General features: G+C 62.8%; 9 protein-coding genes. All 9 read right to left on the bottom strand.

The features are described 5' to 3' along the window. Positions 1-142: 142 nt before the first annotated feature. The 9 genes from ftsZ to C6W91_RS17520 all read right to left on the bottom strand — a co-directional run bounded on the left by ftsZ (position 143) and on the right by C6W91_RS17520 (position 10,749). The gene (gene ftsZ, locus C6W91_RS17560) at positions 143-1,813 is read right to left on the bottom strand and encodes a cell division protein FtsZ (RefSeq protein WP_274836697.1); all 1,671 of its coding nucleotides are present in this window, start codon (positions 1,811-1,813) and stop codon (positions 143-145) included. Between the two features lie 428 nt (positions 1,814-2,241). Next, positions 2,242-3,576 carry a cell division protein FtsA gene (gene ftsA, locus C6W91_RS17555; protein ID WP_065273055.1) on the bottom strand — a complete coding sequence of 445 codons (1,335 nt, stop codon included), beginning with the start codon at positions 3,574-3,576 and terminating at the stop codon, positions 2,242-2,244. Position 3,577: 1 nt separating this feature from the next. Next, on the bottom strand, positions 3,578-4,471 hold the full coding sequence (locus tag C6W91_RS17550) for a cell division protein FtsQ/DivIB (protein ID WP_274836696.1): 894 nt from the start codon (positions 4,469-4,471) through the stop codon (positions 3,578-3,580). Then, a complete protein-coding gene (locus C6W91_RS17545) occupies positions 4,459-5,379 on the bottom strand; it encodes a D-alanine--D-alanine ligase (RefSeq protein WP_370571244.1) in 921 nt (306 codons plus the stop codon). The genes C6W91_RS17550 and C6W91_RS17545 overlap by 13 nt, the downstream gene beginning before the upstream one ends. Before the next feature lie 354 nt (positions 5,380-5,733). Next, entirely contained in the window at positions 5,734-6,672 is a 939-nt protein-coding gene (gene murB / locus C6W91_RS17540; protein ID WP_274836695.1) for a UDP-N-acetylmuramate dehydrogenase, read from the bottom strand. 97 nt (positions 6,673-6,769) lie between these two features. Next, entirely contained in the window at positions 6,770-7,021 is a 252-nt protein-coding gene (locus C6W91_RS17535) for a DUF2484 family protein (RefSeq protein WP_274833475.1), read from the bottom strand. Beyond that, positions 7,018-8,217, bottom strand: a complete 1,200-nt coding sequence (locus C6W91_RS17530; protein WP_370571243.1) for an APC family permease — start codon at positions 8,215-8,217, stop codon at positions 7,018-7,020. Before C6W91_RS17530 ends, C6W91_RS17535 begins: the two co-directional genes overlap by 4 nt. A gap of 21 nt (positions 8,218-8,238) precedes the next feature. After that, on the bottom strand, positions 8,239-9,654 hold the full coding sequence (gene murC, locus C6W91_RS17525; RefSeq protein ID WP_370571242.1) for a UDP-N-acetylmuramate--L-alanine ligase: 1,416 nt from the start codon (positions 9,652-9,654) through the stop codon (positions 8,239-8,241). A gap of 3 nt (positions 9,655-9,657) precedes the next feature. Beyond that, on the bottom strand, positions 9,658-10,749 hold the full coding sequence (locus C6W91_RS17520) for a UDP-N-acetylglucosamine--N-acetylmuramyl-(pentapeptide) pyrophosphoryl-undecaprenol N-acetylglucosamine transferase (RefSeq protein WP_274831773.1): 1,092 nt from the start codon (positions 10,747-10,749) through the stop codon (positions 9,658-9,660).

Genomic DNA, 10,749 nt, shown 5'->3' with positions numbered 1-10,749 from the left:
AAAGACATGAAATCATAGGAACAACATCAGGGGAATCCTGAATCTGGTCAGAGGCGACATGCTCTAGATGCGTGCAACCTTCTGGAACAAAAGGAAAAAGGGCCGCCAGATGGCGACCCTCTTCACGAGATATTCTGAAAAATCAGTTGGCCTGACGGCGTAGGAAGGCCGGAATTTCGATCCGTTCCTGATCCGGATCGGCCTGCTGCTGCGGTTGCGGCGCAGCGGATTGCTGCGGCGCGTGCTGCGGGGCCTGCGGCTGCTGACGCACCGGCTGAGGCTTCGCCTCACCGCCTTCGGCAGCGCTGCCGGTCATCCGGTGGATAAGCGAATTCAGGCCAAAGCGACGCTGTTCCTGCTGCGGTGCGGGCGCCTGCTGCTGTTGCGGAGCTGCGGCGGCCGGGCGCTGTTGCGGTTGCGGCGCGGGCTGTGGTGCCGCTTGCTGCGGCTGAGCCCGTTGCGCGGCGGCCTGCAGACGCACGATGGCCTCGGGCGACGGCGTGCCCGGCGCCGGAGCCTTGGGCGCGACAAAACTGTCGGCCCCGCCTTCGGCGGCATCGGCCTGCGGCTGGAATTCCGGAACCTGCGGCTGATAGGCAGGCGGCGGCAGGCCGTCGTCGTCATAGGCTTCGGTCTCAGCCGGGGCTGCTTCGGGCTGCGATGCGGTGGCGTCCAGACCTTCGAACAGGGTCGGCTCCTCGTGCGAGGCTTCCGTGGCTGCGACGGCAGGCTGTTCAACCGGCTCGTCCAACTCCAGCGGCGCGGCACGGGTTTCTTCAACGCTGACGGTTTTCTTCAACGGCGCCGACATCGGACGGCGTGCAACCGGCATGTCGGTGTTCACGTCGGAAGCATCGATACCGGTGGCCACGACGGACACGCGCATCTTGCCTTCCATTTCGGTGTCCAGGGTCGAACCAACGATGATATTCGCATCCGGGTCCACCTCTTCGCGGATCCTATTGGCAGCCTCGTCCAGTTCGAACAGGGTCAGGTCGTGAGCGCCGGTGATGTTGATCAGAACGCCGCGCGCACCGCGCAGGCTGATTTCGTCCAGCAGCGGGTTGGCGATGGCCTTTTCTGCGGCCTGAATGGCGCGATCTTCGCCTTCGCCCTCGCCCGTGCCCATCATCGCCTTGCCCATTTCGTCCATAACGGCGCGAACGTCAGCAAAGTCGAGGTTGATAAGGCCGGGACGGACCATCAGGTCTGTGACACCTTTGACGCCCTGATAGAGGACATCGTCCGCCATCGAGAAGGCCTCGGTGAAAGTGGTTTTCTCATTGGCCAAGCGGAACAGGTTCTGGTTCGGGATGATGATAAGCGTGTCGACGACCTTCTGCAGCGCCTCCACGCCGTCCTCGGCCTGGCGCATACGCTTGGCGCCTTCGAACTGGAACGGTTTGGTCACGACACCCACGGTCAGAACACCCAACTCACGGGCGGCCTGCGCAATGATCGGCGCGGCGCCGGTACCGGTGCCACCACCCATCCCGGCAGTGATGAAGCACATATGCGCCCCGGCCAGATGATCGACGATCTGTTCGATGCTTTCTTCAGCGGCGGCCGAGCCGACCTGCGGACGGGCACCTGCGCCCAGACCTTCGGTGACTTTGATACCCAGCTGGATCCGGCTTTTCGAGGCGCTTTGCTGCAAGGCCTGCGCATCCGTATTGGCGACGACGAAATCGACCCCTTCCAGCGCCTTCTCGATCATATTGTTGACCGCGTTTCCACCCGCGCCACCGACACCGAATACGGTGATCTTTGGCTTCAGCTCTTCCTGTCCGGGCAACGAAAGGTTCAATGTCATGCTCTTTCCGCCTGTGTTGATAGCCCTCCCGCAAGGGCCTTTTCCTGACTTTTCTGCGGAAATTGTACCGCAGCCTCGGAGTCGCGTCATCCCAAAAAGCGTCGGCGGCTACAAAATATGGCCCCTGATCCATGGAAATCTGCGGTATTTCGCCTAAGACGACAGATCTAGCGGTTAAATAGCAGCTCCCCCACAAACACCAGAAAACCCCGACGCCCATAGGCACCGAATTCATATTCTGAGTTATCGCGGTCTGGCCACTGCCCGGCCTTCAGACTCGTCGCTTAATGCGTCCGTTAACCCGAAACTAACGGTTTCGGGCGGCGCTGTCACGGGGGGCAAGGCCCACAAAGGCGACTTTTTTCAGGCTCAATATCGCCTCGCGTGCGGTGCAGGTCACCAAAATTCAACCGGGGTGGGCGCAGGCCTTACCAATTGTCTTTGAACCACTTCACCGCGCGGCGCAGAGAGCGGGCCGGATAGCGGTCGACCGGCATTTCGAAATCCCACCATTCGTCCTGCGGATGCGCCGCAAAGAGACTGAGCCCCACGGCCGAGGCAAAACCCGGCCCGGTCGCCGATTGCGGCAGACCGTGGACGCGAAGTGGACGTCCGAGGCGCACCTGCTGGCCGAGGATACGACTGGCCAGGGCATCAAGCCCCATAATCTGGCTAGAGCCACCGGTCAGCACGATCTGCTGGCTGGGCAGGTATTCAAACCCGGCCGCATCCAGGCGGACCCGCACCTCTTCCAGGATCTCCTCGACCCGGGGACGCATGATGCCGATCAGCTCGGCCCGGCTGACGGTGCGCCGATCGTGCTCCCAGTCGCCGGTATCCCCGCCAATATCGATCATATCGCGGTCGTCGGCGCCGGTGGCATGAACGCCGCCGCAAAAGGTCTTGATCCGCTCGGCATTGGCCATCGGAACACCCAGCCCCATGGAAATGTCGCTGGTGATATGATCACCGCCCATGCGCACAGCATCGGCATAGATCATATGTTTCTTCATGAAAACCGAGATCGAGGTCGACCCGCCGCCCATGTCGATACAGGCCGCGCCCAGCTCCTGTTCGTCCTCGACCAGCGCCGCATAGCCCGAGGCATAGGCCGAAGAGGCAATGCCTGCCAGCTCCAGATCACAGCGCTGAATGCAGCGCATCAGGTTCTGCACAGTGGCGGAATCCACCGTCAGCATATGCATGTCCACCGACAGGGTCTGCCCCATCTGGCCGCGCGGATCCGACAGGCCCGAACGGTTATCAAGCGCGAAATTCACCGGCTGGGCGTGGACCACTTCGCGCCCGGCGCCATAATCCGGCACCTCGCAGGCGGCCAGCACGCGGGCGATCTCGTTCTCCGACACTTCCTGCGCCTGAAGTTCGACCTTTGCATCCAAACCGTAGGAACGCGGATTGGCCCCGGCGAAGCAGGCGATCACGTGGTCGACACGGACACCTGCCATCTTCTGCGCGGCCTGAACGGCGGTGCGGATGGCCCGTTCGGTTTCCTGCATGGCGGAGATTTCACCGAACTGCACCCCGCGCGAGCGGGTGGTCGCGGCGCCGATAACCCGGAAGCCGGATTGACCGGCAAGCGACCCGATAGCACTGTCTTCATTAGGTTGGGCAGAGCCATCAAATCGCAGGACAAGACAGGCAATCTTGGAACTGCCTACATCCAGAATGGCCACGACACCGCGCTGCAATGCCTGCCGCCGCATCTGCCGCATGGCACGCTGCGATTGATAAAGATCCGTCATCTTACAGCCCACCCCCGTTCATTTCCCTGATCCGCCACCAGTTTTCCACTGCATTTTCTGTCATCCGGACCGTCGGTCGCGCCGCGATCCGCATATCTACGGCGGCGACATCACGCTCCAGCAGATCCTTGACCTCGCTGACCACGATCACCCGCTCCAGCGCCTGCACCGGGTTGTCCTCGGGCAGCATGATCCGCTGACCGCGATCCAGAACCACGTCCCAACGCCGTTCGCCAACCCGTACCAACCCCCGCAGCCGGTCGCCAAGCGGGCTGGCTGCTGCCAGAAGCCGCATCGCCTCCTCGGCCTCGCGATTGGCCCCACGCCCGGCAATGAGCGGCAGATCAGGATGCAGCCTCCGCTGTCCCAACTCGGCCACATGCGCGCCGGTTTCATCCAGAAGCGCCAGCCCGTCGCGGCTACGCCAGATCAGCGCCGGTTTACGTTCTTCCACATTGACCTGAAGAATACCGCCCGGGCGGATCCGCACGCTGGCGGTGCGCACCGGGTCAAGTCCTTCGATCACATCGCGGATCTGGCCCAGATCCAGATCGAAGGAGCTGATCGGAAAATCGAGCGGCACCACTTCGCGGATGTCTTCGGAGACGCTGGTCCCTGCCCCGTCGATGGCCATGACGTTGACCATGAATTCAGGACGCTCCTCGATCGAGGCGCGGATCGAATTGATCGTGCCTTGCAAGGCGTCGCGCCGCCCTTCATCCGCCAGAAACGCGGTTCCCGCCGCAGCCAGCAGGCAGATCGGCACCCCGACCCGCAGACCGAACCGGATCCCTGGCGTCAGCATCCAGCGCTGCAACCGGTATTTCAGGCGCGAAGGCGCCGGATCGGACGCTCCGCTGTGTTCCTTGCTCTTGCGCCGGATCAGCGACCGCATGAGGCGTCCTCCACCATCCATGCGCAAAGCTGCCCAAAGGTGATGCCGAAATGTTCGGCTTGCTCGGGCGCCAGCGAAGTCGGCGTCATGCCGGGCTGAGTGTTGGTTTCCAGAATGATCAGCCCCTCGGCGCCGCGGCTTTCGTCCCAGCGGAAATCGGTGCGGCTGACACCGCGGCAGCCCAGTGCATCATGGGCGCGTTTGGCGTATTCCAGGCACAGATCGAAAATCTCCTGCGGCAGATCCGCAGGCAGCACATGGCGCGATCCGCCCGGCTGATATTTCGCATCATAATCGTACCAGCCATCGGTCAGAATGTCGGTCACGGTCAGTGCCTTGTCGCCCATCACGGTCGCGGTCAGCTCGCGCCCCGGGGCATAGGTTTCAACCATCACCTGATCGGGCATGTCGTCCGAGAGTTTCGGCGGCGCATTGGCGGCCTCATGCACCAGGTAGATTCCAACGCTGGAGCCTTCATTATTGGGTTTAACCACATAGGGAGGCACCATCACGTGGGACGCCTCGACCTCAGAGCGGGCAAAGATTTCGCTGGCGACCACCGGCAGGCCAACGCTGCGGAACAGGGATTTGCTGCGCTGTTTGTCCATCGCTAACGCCGAGGCCAGCACACCAGAGTGGGTATAGGGAATACGCATCCATTCCAGAAGGCCCTGCACGCAGCCGTCTTCGCCCCAGCGACCGTGCAGCGCATTGAACACGACGTCAGGTGCCGCAGCCTCAAGCTGCACACACAGATCTGGACCCGCGTCCAGTTCGATCACCTGATAGCCTTCGCCCCTTAGCGCGGCGGCGCATTCACGCCCGGAGGACAGGGACACCTCACGCTCAGCCGAGGGGCCGCCCATCAATACCGCCACTGTCGGGAGTGTCCTGCTCGACTCACTCACCACAAGTGCCTCAATTCATCGGGCTTAACGCCCCTGCTTCTCGCGTCCGTTATTCGACCGCGTTCATTATTCTGGGATCACCACCGCATCGGCGACAGAGATCCTTTTGCTTGCATCAGAAGGCAATCATGCCGTGGGGCGCGGCAAATCACGTCCCATAGGTCATCATACTGCCCAAAGAGTTACCGGGACCTTAACGTCCTCTTTACCAACCTTAATGGATGTCTCTTTCTTGCCCCAATTTCACACGCCGTTCCAGCCAAAACAATCATGCCGGAGCGAATGATTGCGAATTACCCACACTCGCCCAGCGCGGCGTGGATTACGGGTGACACTGACAGGGCTGCCGCCACTTTAGTCCGGCAGGTTCTCGCCGATCCGCATGATTTCCCACTGCAGGGTAATGCCGGAATTCTCCAGCACCTTGCGACGTACCTCTTCTCCCAACGCCTCCAGATCGGCGGCGGTGGCATCCCCGGTATTGATCAGGAAATTCGGATGTTTCTCGCTCATCTGCGCACCACCAAGGCGGGCACCGCGCAGACCGGCATCCTCGATCACTTTCCAGGCTTTTAGATCGTGCACATCCCCCGCCTGCCCGGTCGAGGAAAACCCCGCCGGATTGCGAAAGGTGGAGCCGGCCGAACGATCCTTGACCGGCTGTGTCTCATCGCGCTTCTTCAGCTGCTCTTCCATGCGGGCATGAAGCACCTCGGGCGCGCCTTTTGGTGCCTTGAAGGTGGCAGAGACAAGAACCGCACCCTCGGGAAACGCGGTCTGGCGATAGGCGAAGTTCAGATCCCCGGCCCCAATCTGTTGCAGCTCGCCCGCGCGGGTCACTACCGTCGCCGACTGGAATACATCCGCCGTATATGATCCATAACAGCCCGCATTCATCCGCACCGCGCCGCCGATCGATCCGGGGATGGTGCGCAGAAAGGTCAGGTCCAGCCCCGCGTCAGCCGCCTTGCGTGCCACATGGGCATCCAGCGCCGCAGCGCCTGCGGTGACGGTATCGCCGTCGATTTCAATCTGGTTGAAGCCACGCCCCAGCCGGATCACCACTGCGCGGATACCCCCATCCCGCACGATCAGGTTCGAGCCGACGCCCATGGGAAAGACCGCAACATCCTCAGGCAGGGCGCACAGGAACTCCTGAAGATCATCGATATCCGCAGGCTGAAACAACACATCCGCAGGCCCGCCCACACGCAGCCAGGTCAGCTCCGACAGGCTGCGCCCCTCGGTCAGGCGTCCACGCACGGCAGGAAGGGATTTAGTGATTTCGGTCATGATGTGCCACTCGTTCGGTTTCCTGCAGGGTTTAAGGCAAACCCGAATGGGAAGAAAGGACCGCCGAGCTCCCGCATACCCCGCGTAGAACCCGCCATCAGCCGCGCAGGACCACCCGGCGCAACCAACGGCCCAGATAGATCACCGGATAGCGCAACACACTCATCCCTGCGACCAGCACCGCCAGCCCCCACCATGGACCGTTTTCATAGGTGACATAGCCAAGGATCGGGATGCCGACGGCGATCAGTGCATAGGCGCGGCGCCAGTGATTGTCTCGGCTGGGTATCATGGCCAGGACATTGGCCGTCAGCGCCCAAAGCGCGGCAAGGATCAGGGACAGGCTCACAACATACCTCCCACGGCTGTAATCAGGGCGATGGTGGACAAAACAAGCCCCACAATCGGCACCGCTATCGGCACCTGAAAGGGCGCGCCGGGCGCGTGGCGTTTCTGCAAGATCAGCGCGAGGTTCACCAACACAAAGACCGACAGCAACACCGAGGACGTAACCTCGGCCAGCCGATCCACCGAGAAGAACAGGGCCGTCAGGATCACCGCCGCACCCAATACCAGCGTGGCCAGCACCGGCGTTCCGAACCGGGGGTGGGCGTGATGGAACAGGGCCAGCGCCGGACTGCGTTTGCCCAATCCGAACAGCACACGCGAGGCCATGACAATCTGCGCCAAGATCCCGTTGAGCGCCGCGAATACTGCAATATAGGACAGGAAGTCGGGGTTCGATCCGCGCGCTGTCTGCCAGACCAGTGCCAGCGGGCTGCTGGATTGCGACAGGTCGGCCACCGGAACCGTGCGCACCGCCGCCCAGCAGACTAGTGCATAGATGATCGATGTAATGGTCAGCGACAACAGGATCGCCTTCGGCATGGTGCGGGTCGGTTCCGAGACCTCCTCGGCCATGTTGACGATGTCTTCAAACCCGATGAAGGCAAAGAAGGCCAGAACCGCGCCAAGGCCAAGGCCCGCCCAGACGGTAATGCCCGGCAGGTCCTGCGGCAGGGCCCAATCCGGCGACACATCGCCCGTACCCCCGGCCCAGATCACCAGCGCCAGCCCGGTCAGCTCAATCGCGGTAAAAACCGCCGCCAACGACAGGCTTTCCAGAACGCCAATCACGGCCACCGCCACCAGCGCCAACCCCATGGCGATGATCGCAAAGGTTCCATCCACGCCGGTTGCCGCCGTCAGATACCCGGCGCCGCCACGCAGCACTGCGCCGGCAGAGACGGTTCCGGCCACAACCACGGCCAGCCCCACCAGCAAGGCAAGGGACTGCGATCCGAAGCCCTGCCCGACAAAGGCAGCCTCTCCGGCAGCTTCGGGCACGCGTGAGGAAAACTCCGCATAGCTGAGCGCAGTGGGCGCGGCGATCAGCCCTGCCAAAACAAAGGATAGCGGCGCCCAGATCCCGGCGTCGGCGACGACCGCCCCAACCAGCACATAGATCCCGGCCCCGACCATGACGCCGACGCCGTAGGCGGTCAGAAGACCAAGGCCAATACGGCGTTTCAGCGGCTCAGCCATGGCAATGTCCTTTCGCGGGGGCTATTGGCTTTTGCTTAGCCGCTCAGGCAGCCCGTTGGCCCAGGCGCTGATGGTACCTGCGCCGAGGCAGACGACCATGTCACCGGGGCGCGCCTGTTCACGCACCAAACGCTCCAGATCGTCCTCGTTCAGCAGCGCGCGGGCGTGGCGATGACCATGACGGATCAGCCCCGCCACCAGATCGTCGCGGCTGGCGCCCTCAATCGGGTCCTCACCGGCGGCAAAGACCTCGGCGATGGCGACCACATCGGCATCGTTGAAGCAGGCGCAGAAATCATCAAACAGGGAAGACAGGCGTGAATAGCGGTGCGGTTGATGCACGGCGATGACACGAGCATTGCTATCAGCGCCAACGGCCTGACGCGCGGCCTTCAACACGGCGGCGATTTCCACCGGGTGGTGGCCATAATCGTCGATCACGGTAACACCGTTCACTTCGCCCACCTTGGTGAAACGGCGGTTGACCCCGCCGAACGCCGCCAGCGCAGCGCGGATTTCCTCGCCTTTCATGCCCAGATGGCGCGCCACGGCCACTGCCGACAGGGCGTTAGAGACGTTGTGATCCCCCGGCATCGGCAGAGTGCAGCCTTCGATCTTCCGACCTTCCGCCTGCAATAGGATGTCGAAATGGGCAACGCCTGCCTTGTAGGTCAGGTTCACGGCACGAACATCCGCCTGTGCGTTGAAGCCATAGGTGACGACGCGGCGGTCGGTGATGCGCCCCACCAGCGCCTGCACCTCGGGGTGGTCGGTACAGCAGACCGCGACACCATAAAAAGGAATGTTCGAGACGAAGTTGTAAAACCCGTCGCGCAAAGTATCAAAGTCGCCCCAATGCTCCATATGCTCGGGGTCGATATTGGTGACGACGGCAATGGTCGCAGGCAAGCGGTTGAAGGTGCCGTCGCTTTCGTCCGCCTCGACCACCATCCATTCGCCCTGCCCCATGCGGGCGTTCGATCCATAGGCGTGAATGATGCCGCCGTTAACCACGGTGGGGTCGAAATTCCCAGCCACCATCAGCTCGGCCATCATCGTGGTCGTGGTGGTTTTGCCATGGGTGCCGGCAATGGCGATGTTGGATTTCAACCGCATCAGCTCGGCCAGCATCTCGGCCCGGCGCACAATGGGCAGCCCCCGGCTGCGCGCCTCGTCCAGTTCCGGGTTGCCCGGCTTGATCGCCGAGGAAATCACGACGACTTCGGCATCTTCCAGATTCTCAGCCCGCTGACCTTCAAAAACCAGCGCGCCGAGACTCTCGAGCCGCTGGGTGATCTTTGACGACTTGAGGTCAGACCCCTGCACCACATAGCCAAGGTTGAGCAGCACCTCGGCGATGCCGGACATGCCGATGCCGCCGATGCCGACAAAATGGATCGGGCCAACATCTCCTGGCAATTTGGTTGCGGGCGTCATGGTCTATCCTTCCTCCGCCAGCTGTTCGACCAGCGCCACCAGACGATTGGTGGCATCGGGAACGCCGACACTTAATGCTGCTTGGGCCATCTGGGCGGCCGCGTCGGGGGCGCTCAGAACGGCAGAGATCTGCTCTGACAGCGCCTGAACGTCAAGGGCGCTTTCGGGGATCAGCACCGCCCCGCCCGCATCAACCAGCCCACGCGCATTAGCGCTCTGGTGGTCTCCCGCCGCGGCGGCGAATGGGATCAGGATCGACGGGCGGCCAATGACCGAGATATCGGCAACCGACGAGGCCCCGGAGCGCGAGATCACCAGCTGCGCCTCGCTCATCCGTGCAGGCACATCGTGAAAAAATGGCTGAACATCGGCTGCAATGCCATGTTCGGCGTAGAAGGCGCTGACGCGTTCGCCATCCTCATCGCGCGCCTGATGGGCCACGCGCAGATGGCGACGGATCCCTTCGGGCAGGGCTGCAATCGCGCCGGGGACCACATCGGACAGGATGCGCGCGCCTTGGCTGCCGCCCATCACCAGCACCGACATCGGATAATCGCCCGGTGGAATATAGGCCGCGCCCGCGCGCTCCAGCACGGCGCGGCGCACCGGGTTCCCAACATGCACGCCTTTGGCGCCCTCGGGCAATTCGGTCGGCCACACGCCGCAGGCCACCTGCGCCACGCGTTTGGCAAACAACTGGTTCACCCGGCCCAGAATGCCGTTCTGTTCGTGGATCATCCGGGGCAGACCCAGCAATGTCGCCGCGCCCAGCGCCGGGATCGACGGGTAGCCGCCAAAACCCACCACCGCATCGGGGCGGTCACGCCGCATCTGCAGGGCCATGCTGGCGATACCTCCGGCGATCTTCGGCCCGACCAGCGCCTTGGCCAGCAGCCCGCCGCGGGCAAAGGTGGCCGAGGACACCTCGGTGATTTCCACCGTATGAGGAAAGCCGCCGGTATAGCGGGCGCCGCGCGCATCGGTCGACAGTTTCACCCGCCAGCCCTTGCGTAGCATCTCTTCGGCCAGGGCCTGCGCCGGGAACATGTGCCCCCCGGTGCCGCCTGCCGCCATCAATAGCAGTTTCTGTGTCAT

Origin of the sequence: Phaeobacter sp. SYSU ZJ3003, assembly GCF_041300735.1 — a bacterium.
Lineage (GTDB): Bacteria > Pseudomonadota > Alphaproteobacteria > Rhodobacterales > Rhodobacteraceae > Phycobacter > Phycobacter gallaeciensis_A.
The sequence above is the reverse complement of the archived record's forward strand: the minus strand, read 5'-3'. Positions and strand labels throughout refer to the sequence as shown.

Bases quoted from the DNA above. Each gene is read 5' to 3' on its own strand.
- murC (WP_370571242.1), bottom strand. From the start codon at position 9,654: ATGACGCCCGCAACCAAATTGCCAGGAGATGTTGGCCCGATCCATTTT.
- ftsA (WP_065273055.1), bottom strand. From the start codon at position 3,576: ATGACGGATCTTTATCAATCGCAGCGTGCCATGCGGCAGATGCGGCGG.
- murB (WP_274836695.1), bottom strand. From the start codon at position 6,672: ATGACCGAAATCACTAAATCCCTTCCTGCCGTGCGTGGACGCCTGACC.
- C6W91_RS17520 (WP_274831773.1), bottom strand. From the start codon at position 10,749: ATGACACAGAAACTGCTATTGATGGCGGCAGGCGGCACCGGGGGGCAC.
- ftsZ (WP_274836697.1), bottom strand. From the start codon at position 1,813: ATGACATTGAACCTTTCGTTGCCCGGACAGGAAGAGCTGAAGCCAAAG.
- C6W91_RS17550 (WP_274836696.1), bottom strand. From the start codon at position 4,471: ATGCGGTCGCTGATCCGGCGCAAGAGCAAGGAACACAGCGGAGCGTCC.
- C6W91_RS17530 (WP_370571243.1), bottom strand. From the start codon at position 8,217: ATGGCTGAGCCGCTGAAACGCCGTATTGGCCTTGGTCTTCTGACCGCC.